Origin of the sequence: Mesorhizobium sp. M0938, assembly GCF_040319125.1 — a bacterium.
GTDB classification, from domain to species: Bacteria; Pseudomonadota; Alphaproteobacteria; order Rhizobiales; family Rhizobiaceae; genus Mesorhizobium; species Mesorhizobium robiniae.
Window position 1 is genome coordinate 15,491 of record NZ_JAMYNS010000014.1, and the last position, 15,223, is coordinate 30,713.

13 protein-coding genes and 1 pseudogene are annotated in these 15,223 nt (G+C 61.6%); 1 reads left to right on the forward strand and 13 read right to left on the reverse strand.

Features of this window, described 5'->3' with window-relative positions; all coding sequences use genetic code 11:
- Window positions 1-120: 120 nt before the first annotated feature.
- Window positions 121-1,140 carry a glucokinase gene (locus NKH73_RS22780; protein ID WP_352936476.1) on the reverse strand — a complete coding sequence of 340 codons (1,020 nt, stop codon included), beginning with the start codon at window positions 1,138-1,140 and terminating at the stop codon, window positions 121-123.
- Between the two features lie 364 nt (window positions 1,141-1,504).
- Here NKH73_RS22780 and NKH73_RS22785 point away from each other — a divergent pair, with 364 nt between their 5' ends.
- Window positions 1,505-3,037 (forward strand): YifB family Mg chelatase-like AAA ATPase, encoded by a 1,533-nt coding sequence (locus NKH73_RS22785; RefSeq protein WP_352936478.1) that lies wholly within the window; start codon window positions 1,505-1,507, stop codon window positions 3,035-3,037.
- Between the two features lie 63 nt (window positions 3,038-3,100).
- Here the strand turns inward: NKH73_RS22785 and NKH73_RS22790 are convergent, their stop codons facing one another.
- The 12 genes and pseudogenes from NKH73_RS22790 to NKH73_RS22845 all read right to left on the reverse strand — a co-directional run bounded on the left by NKH73_RS22790 (window position 3,101) and on the right by NKH73_RS22845 (window position 15,176).
- The gene (locus NKH73_RS22790) at window positions 3,101-3,658 is read right to left on the reverse strand and encodes a TetR/AcrR family transcriptional regulator (RefSeq protein ID WP_352936764.1); all 558 of its coding nucleotides are present in this window, start codon (window positions 3,656-3,658) and stop codon (window positions 3,101-3,103) included.
- Between the two features lie 2 nt (window positions 3,659-3,660).
- On the reverse strand, window positions 3,661-4,005 hold the full coding sequence (locus NKH73_RS22795; protein WP_352936480.1) for a DMT family transporter: 345 nt from the start codon (window positions 4,003-4,005) through the stop codon (window positions 3,661-3,663).
- A gap of 191 nt (window positions 4,006-4,196) precedes the next feature.
- Window positions 4,197-4,739: a hypothetical protein gene (locus tag NKH73_RS22800; RefSeq protein ID WP_352936482.1), complete on the reverse strand. Its 543-nt coding sequence runs from the start codon at window positions 4,737-4,739 to the stop codon at window positions 4,197-4,199.
- Window positions 4,740-5,064: 325 nt separating this feature from the next.
- A complete protein-coding gene (locus NKH73_RS22805; protein ID WP_352936483.1) occupies window positions 5,065-7,239 on the reverse strand; it encodes a malate synthase G in 2,175 nt (724 codons plus the stop codon).
- 254 nt (window positions 7,240-7,493) lie between these two features.
- The gene (locus tag NKH73_RS22810) at window positions 7,494-9,521 is read right to left on the reverse strand and encodes a hydantoinase/oxoprolinase N-terminal domain-containing protein (protein WP_352936485.1); all 2,028 of its coding nucleotides are present in this window, start codon (window positions 9,519-9,521) and stop codon (window positions 7,494-7,496) included.
- Window positions 9,522-9,719: 198 nt separating this feature from the next.
- A pseudogene (locus NKH73_RS22815) lies at window positions 9,720-10,090 on the reverse strand (endonuclease domain-containing protein).
- A 120-nt stretch (window positions 10,091-10,210) separates the two neighbouring features.
- Window positions 10,211-10,927, reverse strand: a complete 717-nt coding sequence (locus NKH73_RS22820; RefSeq protein ID WP_352936487.1) for a hypothetical protein — start codon at window positions 10,925-10,927, stop codon at window positions 10,211-10,213.
- Between the two features lie 291 nt (window positions 10,928-11,218).
- A complete protein-coding gene (locus tag NKH73_RS22825; RefSeq protein ID WP_352936489.1) occupies window positions 11,219-11,845 on the reverse strand; it encodes a CDGSH iron-sulfur domain-containing protein in 627 nt (208 codons plus the stop codon).
- A 231-nt stretch (window positions 11,846-12,076) separates the two neighbouring features.
- On the reverse strand, window positions 12,077-12,451 hold the full coding sequence (locus tag NKH73_RS22830) for a hypothetical protein (RefSeq protein ID WP_352936491.1): 375 nt from the start codon (window positions 12,449-12,451) through the stop codon (window positions 12,077-12,079).
- A gap of 144 nt (window positions 12,452-12,595) precedes the next feature.
- Complete coding sequence (locus tag NKH73_RS22835; RefSeq protein ID WP_352936493.1) at window positions 12,596-13,777, reverse strand: DGQHR domain-containing protein; 1,182 nt, start codon at window positions 13,775-13,777, stop codon at window positions 12,596-12,598.
- Window positions 13,774-14,388 carry a hypothetical protein gene (locus NKH73_RS22840; protein ID WP_352936494.1) on the reverse strand — a complete coding sequence of 205 codons (615 nt, stop codon included), beginning with the start codon at window positions 14,386-14,388 and terminating at the stop codon, window positions 13,774-13,776. Before NKH73_RS22840 ends, NKH73_RS22835 begins: the two co-directional genes overlap by 4 nt.
- On the reverse strand, window positions 14,376-15,176 hold the full coding sequence (locus NKH73_RS22845; protein WP_352936496.1) for a DNA adenine methylase: 801 nt from the start codon (window positions 15,174-15,176) through the stop codon (window positions 14,376-14,378). The genes NKH73_RS22840 and NKH73_RS22845 overlap by 13 nt, the downstream gene beginning before the upstream one ends.
- Between the last annotated feature and the right edge of the window lie 47 nt (window positions 15,177-15,223).

Here is a 15,223-nt window from a genome sequence, read left to right on the forward strand (position 1 = left end):
GGATCCGTGATGTCGGTTTCGGCTTCGCGGCCGGGCTAATTCGGCAATCCTCTTAGCGCTCCGGTGGCGGCTTGCCTATGGCCGAGGCCGGCAAAACTTCGCCGGCGCCCAAGTCGTCATCTAAGCCCGCCAGCGCCGCCCCGCCGTCTGGACGCCGAACAGCGAGGGATTTCTGGCATAGGCGGCAAGGCCGGAGAGCGCAGCCAGCGGGTGGGTGATCACATAGACGGGCATGGTCCGCATCAACTCGCTATGCGGCGCCTTGTCCTCGAAGGCGGCGCGGAACTCGCCCGTCTTCAACGCCGGCAGGATTTTCTGCGCGATGCCGCCGGTCAGGAAGACCCCGCCGCGACTCATGAACACCAGCGCAAGGTCGCCGGCGGTGCGCCCCAGGCAGGTGACGAATATCGACAGCGCTTCCGCGGCCACCGGATCCGACTTCGCCAGTGCCGCGGCGGTGACCTCGGCCGGCGTGGTGAAGGGAGCCGGCTTGCCGTCCGCCTTGGCCACTGCCCGGTAGGCATTAACCAGGCCACGTCCGGACAGTATCTGTTCGCCGGAGATTCTGCCCTCGAGCTTCTCAATATGCGGAAAGACCTGGAAATCGCGCGGCGAGCGCGGCCCGATATCCATATGCCCGCCTTCGCCGGGCACCGGTATCCAGTGGTTCAGCGCGTGAACCAGGCCGGCGACGCCAAGTCCGGTGCCGGGACCGAGCACCACCCGTCCGGCATTTGGCTCCGGCGCATCGCCGCCGATCTTTTCCATATGCTCTTCGCCGAGCGCCACGACGGCCAGCGCCTGCGCCTCGAAATCATTGAGCACCACGATGTCGCTGAGGCCGAGGCTGGCAAACATCTTTCTCGGCTTGACGATCCACGGGCAGTTGGTGAGCGGGATCTCGTCGCTATCGACCGGACCGGCTACCGCCAGTACAGACGAGTTGGGCCGGACCGACGAGCGGTCGAGCACGGCTGCCTGGATGGCGTCGTCGATCGTGTTGAAATTGGCCGTCTGGACGATCTGCGGTTCGGTCGGTTCCGAGTTCGCGTCGAGCACGATCGAAAAGCGCGCATTGGTGCCGCCAATGTCGCCGATCAGGATCGGAAACCGCAGCGCTGTATCGTCGTCGCCTGGCATGCTCTTGTTCGTCCCGGTTCGCAATGACGTTCCGCCGTTCGTTCGTTGACTAGCGCATGACCCGGGAAAGGGAAATCGCTTTTCGAAATGAGGCGGCCAGGATTCAGAGCAAGATGAGATCCATTGGGGCTTCAGGTCGGACCGAACCGGGACGAAGGGGTGCATGATGGCGGATTTTGCAGCGGGCGGTAAGTCGGAGGGCAATCCGTGGCAGCGTAGTCCGGGATCCAAGCGAACTTCCTGGAGCCCGGTCAATTGTTCCCGTAATGTTCTTGCCTAAGCCGGAAATCTGTGGTTGTCTTCGGTAACGCCGTTCGCGGCATGATCGCATGGGCTTCGGGCGGGCCCGTATCAGGGGTGAAGAATGGTTGCGCGGGTCCGCACGGTGGCTTTCCAGGGCATCGAGGCCGTACCGGTCGACGTGCAGGTGATGATCGCGCCGGGCAAGGTCAACATGCACATCGTCGGCCTTGCCGACAAGGCTGTGGCCGAAAGCCGCGAGCGGGTGCAGGCGGCCCTGCATGCGTCGGGCCTGTCGATGCCGTCGAAGAAGGTTACCGTCAATCTGGCCCCGGCCGACCTGCCCAAGGAAGGCAGCCATTACGACCTGCCCATAGCCCTCGGCCTGATGGCCGCATTGGGCGCCATTCCGGGCGACATGCTGGCCGGCTATGTCGTGCTTGGCGAATTGTCGCTCGACGGCACCATCGCCGCGGTGGCCGGCGCATTGCCGGCGGCGATCGGCGCCAATGCCGAGGGCAAGGGGCTGATCTGCCCTTTCGCCTGCGGACCGGAAGCGGCCTGGGCCGGCAAGGATTTCGACATATTGGCGCCGCGCAGCCTGATCGCCATCGCCAATCATTTTCGCGGCACGCAGGTCCTGTCGCGACCGGAGGCAGGCATCCATGCCTCGGCGCGCGACCTGCCAGATCTTGCCGACATCAAGGGCCAGGAAACCGCCAAGAGGGCGCTGGAAGTGGCGGCCGCCGGCGGTCACAACCTACTGATGGTCGGACCGCCGGGCTCGGGAAAATCGATGTTGGCGCAGCGGCTGCCCTCGATCCTGCCGCCGCTGGCGCCAAGGGAATTGCTCGAAGTCTCGATGATCGCGTCGGTGGCCGGCGAACTCGGCGAAGGCAAGCTGACTGACCGGCGGCCGTTCCGCGCGCCGCACCATTCGGCCTCGATGGCGGCGATGGTCGGCGGCGGCCTGCGGGTGCGGCCGGGCGAGGCATCGCTTGCCCATCACGGCGTGCTGTTCCTCGACGAGTTTCCCGAATTCTCGCCGCAGGCGCTTGACGCATTGCGCCAGCCGCTGGAGACCGGCGACTGCATGATCGCCCGCGCCAATCATCGCGTCACCTATCCGGCGCGCATCCAGCTGGTCGCGGCGATGAACCCGTGCCGCTGCGGCATGGCCGGCGAGCCGGGCTATCGCTGCCTGCGCGGCGACCGTTGCCGCACCGACTATCAGGCGCGCATTTCCGGCCCGCTGCTCGATCGCATCGATCTCCGGATCGAGGTGCCGGCGGTCTCGGCCAGTGATCTGATCCGGCCGGACCGGGCGGAGAAAAGTGCCGATGTCGCGCTGCGCGTGGCGCGCGCCCGCACGATCCAACGCGAACGTTTCGAGCGGCTCGGCGCAACCTCCGCCACCACCAACGCGCATTGCTCGCCCTCTGTCATCGAGGAAATCGCCATGCCGGATGCATCGGGCCTGTCGCTGCTCAGGGATGCCAGCGAGAAACTCGGCTTCTCGGCGCGCGCCTACCACCGGGTGCTGAAAGTGGCGCGAACGCTGGCCGATCTCGAGGCCAGCGAGACGGTCGGCCGCATCCACCTGGCCGAGGCGATTTCCTACCGCATGAGCTCGGAGCGGATGGCGCAGGCGGCGTAGAGCGCAGCTTCGAGCGGCCGGAAAGCTTGACCGTCAAGCCAGTCGGCAAGCCTTTACACCGGGTCACCTAGGCCGCCGGGTCATCTCAAGGAGTTCGGCGCGCAGTTCCTGCCTATCGGGAAGAGCCATCGTCGCCAGATCGGCCAACCAGATGCCGTCGGCTGCCAGCCTGGCGACTGCGTGGCGCATGTCGCCATCGGTGGCGCGGTGCCGCTCGAAGCGGGCCTGGAACCAGTCGACCCACAATGCGCGCAGATCGGCGTCGGTCAGCATCAGGATGGACAACGGAGCCCATGGACCGCCACCGGCCTCCACCCCCACTCGAAAGACAGCCTCGACATAGGCGCGCGTGAACGAGCCATAGGGCTCGGGATCGGCGGCGATGCGCTCGTCCAGCTCGCGGTCGATCGCGTCCAGCAGTTCCTGGAACACGGCGTCGATGAGCGCCTGCTTGCTGGGGAAATGATGAATGAAGCCGCCCTTGGTCACGCCGGCGGCATCGGCCACAGCCTGGACCGTGACCGCGGCAAGGCCCTGAGCCGCGGCGAGCCTGGCGGCGTGGTCCAGCAAAGCGCGCCGGACGATCTCGGGCTGCTTCTTGCGCTTGTGGGCGTTCTCCACGGTCAATGTGCCGCCGAGTTCGAGAAGGCGTTCACGACGATGACGCCGGCGACGATCATGCCGATCCCGATCATCGCCGGCAGGTCGAGCGTCTGACGAAACACGAGAACGCTGACAAAGGCTGTCAGCACGATGCCGAAGCCAGCCCAGATGGCATAGGCGACGCCAAGCGGCACCATCTTGAGCGCCTGGGACAGCAAGAAGAACGATCCGGCGTAGAAGACCGCCATGACGAGGGTCGGCGCAAGCCTGGTGAACTGCTCGGATTTCTGCAGGAAGGCCGTGCCGATCACCTCGGCGACGATGGCGAGCGCGAGTGCGCCGTAGGAGACAAAGACAGGAGACATGGCGGGAGCTTCCGGGACGAGTCAGACTTCCCTCAACATACCAAACATACGGTATGTTTCAAGGATACTCCTTCGCTATTTCCTGTCAAAGCCGAACCGTCGCCGGCGGCCCGCCGGCGGGCCGGAAGCGGGCCGGCCGGCAAGGAATTCGACATACGGTGCTACGCAGCTATCAATTACTTTTGCGGCAGCTACTTAACCGGGATCATGAGATGTGCGTAGGGAGTGCCCGCCCACATCACATATGGCCTGGACGTGTCAGGCTTGGGGTCCTTGGGATAGCCCTGCATCATGTCCATTGCATTGACGACCATCACGTGCGGGCCGGTCTCTATCCAATTGTTGCCTTCCTCGGGCTTCATCGCAAAAGGATCGGTGTTGCTGCCGTCGCTGCCGCCGGACAGCATATACATGAAGCCGACCTTGCCCTTGGGCGGTTCCTTCTTTTCCATCCACGCCATTGCCCATTCCATCGCGTTGGCATCGCCACACATTGGATCCGGGCCAGGCGTGGCCGGGTGGTCCGGCATGCACCAGAAGCCGTTTGTACCCTCGCGCAGTGTGCGCATTGCGCCCTTCTCATCCATAGCGTGGATCGCAGCGCCGCTTGCTACAGCGGGGGGTGCGGCGGATTCAGCGCTCTTGATCATCGCAGCGTCGTCGGCGGCTGCGCCTTGCATGGCAAGCAAACTGCCCGCCGCCAAAAGGGCAGCGACCGTCAGAAGCCGTTTCATGGCCGTTCTCCGGTTTTTGAGTTGATCTTGTGCATGATGTCGGACGCACGGCCTCCCAGAGCCGTTTGTCGGTGGTAAAATCCTACCAGATCGCATGCTCCGGGACAATGACGTTTTAGCGATTCCTAATATCTGTCGCGTGTTTCATGCTGAAGTTCTGCTCCATCAATTCGCGCATTCTCTGCGTTGAATATCCCGGCATGCCTCCCCCAGATGCTCCGGAGCGGGCTGCAACGCGCGTTCGACCTGAGCGCGGATAGGCGCAGAATTTCTACCCCACCTGGAAACGTCCGACGTGAGGTCAGCGCTTTGCAGCGGCGGCTTGTTACCCCGCCCTTTCCTTCGCCTTCAGCTCCAGCCGTCGGGCATGCAACACCGGCTCGGTGTAGCCGTTGGGCTGAACCCGGCCCTTGAAGACGAGGTCGCAGGCGGCGAGGAAGGCGATGGACTTGTCGAAGTCCGGCGCCATCGGCTGGTAGAGCGGGTCGCCTTCGTTCTGGCGGTCGACGATCGCTGCCATGCGCTTCATCGTCTCCATCACCTGGTCCGAGGTGCAGACGCCATGGTGCAGCCAGTTGGCGATGTGCTGCGAGGAAATGCGCAGCGTGGCGCGGTCCTCCATCAGGCCAACATCGTTGATGTCAGGCACTTTCGAGCAGCCGACGCCCTGGTCGATCCAGCGCACGACATAGCCCAGAATGCCTTGCGCATTGTTGTCGAGCTCCTTCTGGATGTCGGCCTGAGACCAGTTCGGCCGCACCGCGACCGGCACCGACAATATGTCGTCGAGTTTTGCCTTGGGCCGGCTCTTCAGCGCCGCCTGGACGGCATGCACATCGACCTTGTGGTAGTGGGTGGCGTGCAGCGTCGCCGCTGTCGGCGACGGCACCCAGGCGGTGTTGGCACCGGCCTTGGGGTGAGCGATCTTCTCCGCCAGCATCGCCGCCATAAGATCGGGCATCGCCCACATGCCCTTGCCGATCTGGGCGTGGCCGGCCAGCCCGCATTCGAGCCCGGTGTCGACATTCCAGGCTTCGTAGGCGGCGATCCAGGCGGCCTGCTTCATGTCGCCCTTGCGGATCATCGGACCGGCTTCCATCGAGGTGTGGATCTCGTCGCCGGTGCGGTCGAGGAAGCCGGTGTTGATGAAGACGACGCGGTCTTTGGCGGCGCGGATCGCCTCCTTGAGGTTGACGGTGGTGCGCCGCTCCTCGTCCATGATGCCCATCTTGATGGTGTTCGCCGGCATCTCGAGCAGCGCCTCGACGCGGTCGAAAATCTCTACGGCGAAGGCGACTTCCTCCGGCCCGTGCATCTTGGGTTTTACGACATACATCGAGCCGGCGCGGGAGTTTTGCCGGCGTCCGTTCGGCCCGACATCATGCAGCGCGATCAGCGCCGTCATCGCCGCATCCAGAATGCCTTCCGGCACCTCGTTGCCGTCGCGGTCCGATATCGCCGGATTGGTCATGAGGTGGCCGACATTCCTGACCAGCATCAGCGAGCGGCCGGGCAGCGTCAGCGCGCTGCCATCGGGCGCGGTGTACGACCGGTCGGGGTTGAGTTTCCGCGTAAACGTCTTGCCGCCCTTGGTGATCTCCTCGGCAAGGTCGCCCTTCATCAGGCCGAGCCAGTTGCGATAAACCACGACCTTGTCCGGCGCATCGACAGCCGCGACCGAATCCTCGCAGTCCTGGATGGTGGTCAGCGCCGATTCCAGCACGACATCGGCAATGCCCGCCGGATCGGTGCGGCCGATCTGATTGCTGCGGTCGATGACGATCTCTATATGCAGGCCATTCCCCGTGAGCAGCACCGCTTCAGGGTTGGCGGCGTCGCCGCGATAGCCGGCAAACTGTTTTGGGTCGGCAAGCGTGGTGGCGCCGGCGCCTTCGCCCAGCCGCAACATGCCGTTGGCAACCGAAAGCCCGTTCACCCCAGCCCATTTGCCCGAGGTGACCGGCACCGACTCGTCGAGAAATCCCTTCGCCCAGGCAATGACCTTGGCACCGCGCACGGGATTGAACCTGCCGCCCTTCTCGGCGCCGTCGGTCTCGGGAATGGCGTCGGTGCCGTACAGCGCGTCATAGAGCGAGCCCCAGCGCGCGTTGGCGGCGTTCAGCGCGTAACGCGCATTCATCACCGGCACCACCAGCTGCGGCCCGGCAACCACCGAGATTTCCGGGTCGACATTTTCCGTCGCGACGGAGAAGGCCGCCCCTTCCGGCACGAGATAGCCGATCTCCTTGAGGAACGCCTTGTAGGCCTCCATGTCGCTTGGCGCGCCATTGTCGCGATACCAGCGGTCGATCTGGTCCTGCAACGCGTCGCGCTTTTCCAGCAGCGCCCGGTTCTTCGGCGCCAAATCATGCACGATGGCCGAGAAGCCGGTCCAAAAGGCGTTGGCGGCAAAGCCGGTGCCCCGCAGCGCCTCGTTCACGACGAAATCATAAAGCTCGCGGGCAATCCGCAATCCGGCGATTTCGACGCGATCGGTCATCAGGGCTTCTCCAAGATGAAAGGCTTTGGCCGGGCCTTTGGCATGTCAGGGTAGCACGGTCAATTCAGCTTAGGGTGAAGGGGAGGTATTTTGCAGCCGATCTCCCCCCTCGAGGGGGAGATGGCCGGCAGGCCAGAGGGGGTCGGTCCGACCGGGCTCGGCCTCCTGCGACAGAAGGAAGTTGCGCTCCACGCGCGGCGACCCCCTCTGTCGCCTTCGGCGACATCTCCCCCTCGAGGGGGGAGATTACGCGCTCACACCGCGATCCTTGGCCTGCCCGAGGCCACCGCCACCACATGCGCCTCGATGAACATGCGCTGGCCTTCGACGGTGGAGACGCGGAATTCGCTGGCGACCTCGATCTCGGCGCTGTCGGTGCCAGCGTCCTTTGCCCGCCCGGCGGCGATGGCGCGGACATCGGTTTCCGCCGCGGCGATCGCCGCCGCCTCGTCGCGAAAATCGCGCACGGTTTCGCCCGATGCGACGCGAAACAGCCCTTCCTTGGGCTGGCTGACACGCGCCTCCGCTGAAACCCTGACCTGGCCGACCACGGCGCCGAGCGCATTGGCGACGTCGGTATCCCTAGGCACGACGCAGCCATTGCCGACCAGCTCGGCGAGGCCGGCATAATGCAGCGGCGCCGAGGCGCCGAGGCCGATGACCGGCCGGTCGAGTGCGACGCTGAGCCGGGCAATGCCGGGATGGGAATCGACGGCGCGCTGCACCAGCGCGTGCGCCACCGTCGCTGCGCCGTCGAGCCCGTCCTCGGCAAAGGCGGTTTCGAGGATGACTTCCGCCGACAGGCGGGTCAGAGTGGTCAGCACCCGTTCCGATATCGCCTCCGGCGAGGCGGCTATTGATTGTCCCCGCCCGTCGCGTCTGCGGGCGAACAGGTCGGCACCAAGACGGGCCGCGGCGGCATCCCAATTCGCCTGCTTGCCCAGCACATGGGCGGCGTCCGACGGCGTGAAGCCGGCGACATGCACCAGCCCGCGCGACACCAGCCGGTTCAAGGTGGCGTTCTGCGCGTTCGAGGTCAAAAGCCGGTCGATGGCGAGCGGCACAGCACCGATCAGCTCGTAAAGCTTGGCTTCGGCGCCGGTCAGGCCGGCGGCGAGCCGCTCCGGCACGCCGGTCCTGACCGCCAGGCGGCCATCCATGCGGCCGGGGTTCGGCGCGCGCAGCTGGCGCTCCAGTTCCGTGGTGACGGCTTCGCCATGTATCATGCCGGCCAGCGCCAGCGGCACCAGGCGGCGCGGCCCAAGCAGGATTCTCGGGTTGAGGGCGCCGTCCTCCAGCGCCACTTCGGAATCGCCGCCGAGCCCAAAAGTGCGCATGGCCACCGCCTCGACCATGGTGCGGAAACCGCCGACGGTGGCGCCTTCCGGATCGAGCCTGGGACGGCCCTGGTCGAGCACGGCGACATCGGTGGTGGTGCCACCGATGTCGGAGACGACAGCATTGTCGAGCCCGGTCATGTGGCGGGCGCCGACAAGGCTGGCGGCCGGGCCGGACAGGATCGTCTCGATCGGCCGCTGGCGGGCAAAGGCCGCCGAAACCAGGGCGCCGTCGCCGCGCACCACCATCAAAGGGGCAGCGATGCCGCGCGCGGTGAGAAAACCTTCGGTCGCCGCCACCAGCCGGTCGATCATCGAGATCAGCCTGGCGTTGAGCAGCGTCGTCAGCGCCCGGCGCGGGCCGCCGAGCTTGGCAGAAAGTTCATGGCTGGCGGTGACTGGCAGGCCGGTCTTTTCGCGGATCAGGTCGCGGGCGGCGAGCTCATGCGCCGGGTTGCGGGTGGCGAAATAGGCGCAGACGGCAAAACCGGACACCGAGGCGCCGAGTTCCGGCAGCGCCGCCTCCAGCCCGGACAAATCGAGCTTTGCCGCATTGCCGTGGACATCATGACCGCCGGTGCAGAACACGACCGGGTCGGTGCCGAGTGCGGCCTTTAGCCCATCGCGGGCAAGGTCGCCTTCGGAAAAGCCGATCATCACCAGCGCCACGCGCCCGCCCTGGCCCTCGACCAGCGCGTTGGTGGCCAGCGTCGTCGACATCGACACCAATTTGATCGCAGCCGGATCGGTGGCGGATTTTTGCAGCACCGCATCGACCGCGCCCGATATGCCGACCGCCAGATCGTGGCGCGTGGTCAGCGCCTTGGCCTTGGCGAGCACCTTGCCACTTGGCCCGCCGGCTTCCGACCACAGCACGGCGTCGGTATAGGTGCCGCCGGTGTCGATGCCGAGGAACAGGGGGGAGGATTTGGTCTTGGCGATCATATTTTGGCAGGTCCGGCGAATTTCGCCCCCGCCCCTTAGCCGATACGGACCGGCGGATAAAGCCACGAGCGCTGGGCCAACAGGCGATGATCGTCGTGAAGGCCAATCTCCCCCATCGTGGGGGAGATGTCCGGCAGGACAGAGGGGGGCGCTGTCCCGCCGGCCTTGCCGCGATCACGGTTTCTTCCGCCGCTTCATTCAGGACGCGCTTCCAAGCCCAGTCGCAATCACAATATGCTGGCAGACATTGTCGATGTCGTGGATGATGTCGTCATTCCAGAAGCGCAGGACGGTCCAGCCATCCTGCTCCAGACGTAGTGTCCTTGCCGCGTCGTCCACAACAGCATCGCCTTGCGCATGCTGGGAGCCGTCGACCTCGACGATCAGTTTCTTTTCCGGGCAAGCGAAGTCGACGATATAGCCGGCGATCGGAAATTGTCGGCGGAAGCCAAGCCCATCAATCGGTGCGCGCGAAGCTCGTTCCAGAGCTTCAACTCGGCTGGTGTCATGACCTTGCGCATCGATCTGGCGTTTGCGCGATGTTTTGGCGGCAATGGCGTGTGAGGCATTGTGCTGCTGAATTAGCGCTCTACAGCGCCCCCCTCTGTCCTGCCGGACATCTCCCCCACGAGGGGGGAGATTGGCGGCTTGGCCGCCTACCCCAAAAAGGGCTTGTTGGCCGAATAGGGCTACGCCCGGCTGCCCGGAGAGCCGTCGAGCGGCCTGTCGACGGAAACGGCAGGCCGCTCGCGGCAGAAATACAGGATCGCCAGCATCACCGCGACAAGCAGGATGGCGTAGTAGACCGACACGCGGGCATAGACCTCCGCCTTTTCCACCGGGAACGAGCGGCCCTGGCGGGCGGCGCGCGCCACCATCGAGCCAATCAGCTCGTCGTGGGAAAAGATGACGTTTATCGCGGTCAATGGCAGGACCGAAGCGAACAGCAGGGCATTGCGGAGCTTCGCCTTGGGCTCGAATCGCAACAGCATCACGCCACACCAACTGTATAGGGCGCTGTAGAGCGCAATGACCGCGGTCTTCAGCGGCGTGTCCTCGACCATGAACAGGAACGGCATGCCGTCGTCCGGCTCGGTGAGGTGCAGCAGGTACCAGATCCCGGACAGGACACCGAGCGTGCCAAGCAACAGATTGGCCCATTGACGCTGGCCGGCTGGCTGCTCCGTCTGCGCATAGGACAGCAGCCATTCGCCCACCGAGGCGTTTGCCACCCGTACAAGGCTAAGCAGGACCAGCGACAGGACCTGCCGGGCCGCCCATGACGCCGGCTGGCCGAGAACGGCTTCGGCAACGCTGGGAAACAGCTGGTCGGCCAGGACGACGGCCGCATTCACCCAGAGATAATCGATACAGAGGCTGAGAAACCGCAAGACATATTTGCGCAATTTGAAATCCCCCAAGCCTGACGAACCGCCGTTCCGCACATGCACGCAGCGGTAGCAAAGCTCTAGCACCAATCGGTGCGGTTGTCGAAGGCCGAAATTAGCGGGAAGCTGGGGCCACGGCGCCTAATCTCCCCCCTCGAGGGGGAGATGTCGCCGAAGGCGACAGAGGGGTCGCCTCGCGTGAAGTGCCAAGCTCTTTTAGGGCGAAAGAAGAAGTCGCGCTCCACGCGAGACGACCCCCTCTGGCCTGCCGGCCATCTCCCCCTCGAGGGGGGAGATTCCAGCGTCAACCTACCCCACAAACCCCTCGCGCTTGTGGCTGCCGTCGCAGAACGGCTTGTTGGCCGAATGGCCGCAGCGGCAGAGGAAGGTGCGCGTCGTGCGGTCGACCGTGTGGCCGGTGCCGGTGACGATTTCGAGATTGCCCTCGAGCTTGAGCGGGCCGTTGGTAGTCGGCGTCACCATCAGCGGGCCGTTCCGCGCGTCCAGCGCCGGCGTGTCCTTCAACGCCGGCTCGCCGGTGGCGGCAAAGCCTGATTTGTTGTGGCTGCCGTCGCAGAATGGCTTGTTCTCCGAAGCGCCGCAGCGGCAGAGCGTGCCGCGATAAAACGTTTCGCCACCGAGCACGATTTCGGCATGCAGCGCCAGCGGGCCGTTTTCCCGGATGCGCACGATGTTGACCACCGGTGGATTTTCCTGCGGGCCGCCATCCTTCCTGACATAGGTGATAGCGCCCGACGGGCAGCTCTCGGCGATCGCCACGATCTTCTCGACGCTGGCCGCCTCGGGATGGATCCACTGGCCCTTCGCGTTGGGCACGAAGACATGCGGATCGCCCAGCACGCAATTGCGCGAGTGGATGCAGCGCCGGCCGGAAAAGCCGACATCGATTTTTTCGCCTTCGACCGTGCCTGCCATGGGTGGGGTCTCCTGTTGGACTACGCTATGGCGAGGGTCAGGACGGCGTCAAGCTGCGCGAAAGACCGGGCGCCGAATCTCCCCCCTCGAGGGGGAGATGTCGCCGAAGGCGACAGAGGGGGTAGGCCCGACCGGGCTCGGCCTGCTGCTCCAGAACAGGATGGCACTCCACGCGCGGCGACCCCCTCTGGCCTGCCGGCCATCTCCCCCTCAAGGAGGGAGATTCGCGCCTCACGGCACCAGATCAATCTCCTCGGTCTCGCCGCCGCTGGAGGTATAGCAGCAGTCGTCGCTTTTTTCGGTGTTGCCGGGACCGACGCCCCAATAGGTGCCCTCGTCGCCATCGACCCAGGCGCCGTAGCAGATCGACTCGCCGTCATTACAGGACAACGGGATCGACTTGGTCTCGCCGTCATTGAGATAATAGTCCTGATTGTTGCCCGGCCAGATATGGTCGCGGTCCTGGCCGTAGAGCTCGACGCGCATGGCGTTGGGATGGCTGTTCCTGATCTCGAACGTGACATCGCCGGCATAAGCCGCCGGCGCGAACGATGCGGCAAGACAGAGCGCGACGACGATGCGCCGCGCGGAAGCGTAAGATGACATGAAATTCAATTAGTCTCGCGGTCATCGCCGGACAAGTCGACGGCGACCCACTGCAGCTGCTGGTTCTTCACGAAAAAAGGCCATGTCGGCGCGGTGTGTGGAGTGATGAGAAGGATCATAGCAGTGATGCCCCGCCGTGGCGTGTCAGAGCTCGCTATCGATTTCATCCAGCGTTAGTTCGCCAATAAACAGGCGATACAACCTACTTTCACCCGAAGTGCCCGGCGGGAACCTATCGATTGTAAATTGATCATCCTGAATGCGAACAGCGCGAAAGTGCTTCTCCAAAAAACCCCGATTAATTGAGCCTCCGGGCACTGCCTGCCTCTGGTACAATACCCCATAGGTTCGCATCAGAGCACGAAAGCCATTAGTTCGATTAAGGATTGGCCCTTCTTTTCGGATGTTATTCCAAGCATCCGGCCATCTTTTTTTTATGACATCAAAATAATCGAATACCGCTTCCGCAATCTTGATATCATTCTCTTGAATGAAAAGATTACGAAATGGGTACTTCCATATCTCGTCACCCTGAGCGGGACGCAGTGTACCGCCCTTTAAAATGACATCGCGATCGTCCTTCGGTTCTTTAGAAATATACTTCATCAGCATCTCGACAAAGCCCGCCTGCGATATCGGTTCAAACCTGCCTTCAATGGTCGTTACGCCAAGTCGCTTTATTCTCTTATAAAATGGGCTTTCCGAATCTTGATCAAGCGTCACAACAATGTTGTGGCATGTTCTCTGCGGGCTTCTCGATCTTGATAGAGAATATAGATCGTACACGAGGCTTTTATTTACCTTATTCTGCTCCAAGTTAACCGTTGAGAATATATGCGCCTGATCCGCGATGTCTGCCCCAATAAATATCGACACCGGGACGTCGAAGTTCTCCCCCTTAAATTTGAACAATCCAGCTATCCGATGTTGTCCGTCAATGACCCGAGCCAAGTTGCTAATAGCTATGTCTGGCTTATCTGCACCCCTAGGTACGTTAGAAATAGTTAGCCTATGGGTTTCAAGATCGTAGCGCGCGTACTTCTCTTCGATTGCAATTATAATCGCGGTCGGAAAAGAGGCATCATAATAATTCACATACTTCTCGAGGTCCAAGACTCTGCGGCCGTCGAGAGGCCGCTGGATGCCGAGATACCTCTCTACGTCGCGATCTTCCTGAAGTACCCGCCGCACATCGAAGAATGCAATTTTTCTAATAATTTTGTAGGACATAGAGGCGATGAAAATATCCCCTATGGGTTGCACAGCGCGAAGACAGTCGAAGGAAAACTCTTGTGGATCGGGATCGACTAGATCTAGGTCAGTCATTTCCTATTCTTCCAGTCTTTGAAGAAAGTCCTCTCGTCCTCCGACAGATTCCTATTTAGTGTAGAAAACTCGTTCCTGTAGGCTGAAACAGCAAAAAGGCAAAGCAGGGAAAATATGTAAACCAATACGGATGCCTTAATCAGAAACGATTCCATCAATATTATCTTGGCCCCTGGAAAACTTGCCAGATTCGAGATTCCGTAGCATATGGCAGCCATCATGCAGATAAATACCGCAATAATTACAAAGGATGGTCCATAAGGAAATTCAAAAGTAAGGGTCCTAAATGGCACCTTCTTTTCTTCGTCGCCCGAGACTTCTGCGTAATTCTTAGTGATTGTGTAGATTAAAGGACCAACCAGAGCTGCTGAATAAATAAATAGATCGCCCCGGCGTATTGAATTTACAAATAATTCGAAGGTACCCGGGCCACCACTAATGCTATTGGAAAAAAAGATCGGGAAGAACCAGATAGGAAGAGTTGAGAATATCGTTCCCACCAATGTTTCATAGAAGGACGATACTATCGATGACGGCTTGGCTTCGAACACCTGCCCGAAGAGCGGCACCCTTCTCAAGACCCAAAGCACGGGCGCCTTCAGCCCAAACAAAATAAGGCCTCCGATGTCATAGCTCGCCCGCTATTTTTCCCACTAATTACAGATGACCTATGAATCTCTCTGACCGTAGCATGCTTGTCGTAAAGGCCTCGGACTGAAGGATGATTCGCGTTAGTTATTAGAATGCGAACTCCTCTTTTGTGCGCTTTGACAACGCTATCTCTAAGCCGAATTTGATCCGCCCACGTGAATATTTTTTGGTTATATTTTACAAAGCCATTCATGTTGTGCGCGGTGGTATAAGGAGGGTCTGCAAAAACGAAATCCCCTTCAACCGTAAGGTCGACGGTATGCTCGAAATCTTGGCAGGCAATGGTTGCTCCCTGCAATCTCTCAGAGATATATTCAAAATTGTCGGTATCCAACATTATATTGTTTTTGGTACCGATCGGAACATTGAAAGACCCTTTTAGATTTTCTCGATACAACCCGTTCCAGCACGCCCTATTTAAGTACAAAAACTGCGCAGCGCGACAACATATATCGCCATAATATTTCTTTCGCTCAGAATAATAGTGCTCTATCGAATGCAACTCTTGGTGACGTTCAAGCTCCTGTTGAACTGCCTTCCAATTATTTTTTATCGCATTATAGGCATCAATTAGTCGAGAATTCGTGTCCGCCAAGATAGCGGAGGATGGTTCATGGAAAAAGAAAACCGCGGCTCCTCCGAGAAACGGCTCCACATATCTCCCTGAGTAGTCTGGAATAGAAAATTCTGGGCGACTTTCGAGCCACCTTTTGCCACCAGCCCATTTCAAAAACGGCTTAGTCGGCAATGCTTCCCCCTTACGCCGGCATTCACCGGTCTTTGTTGTAGCTTGCT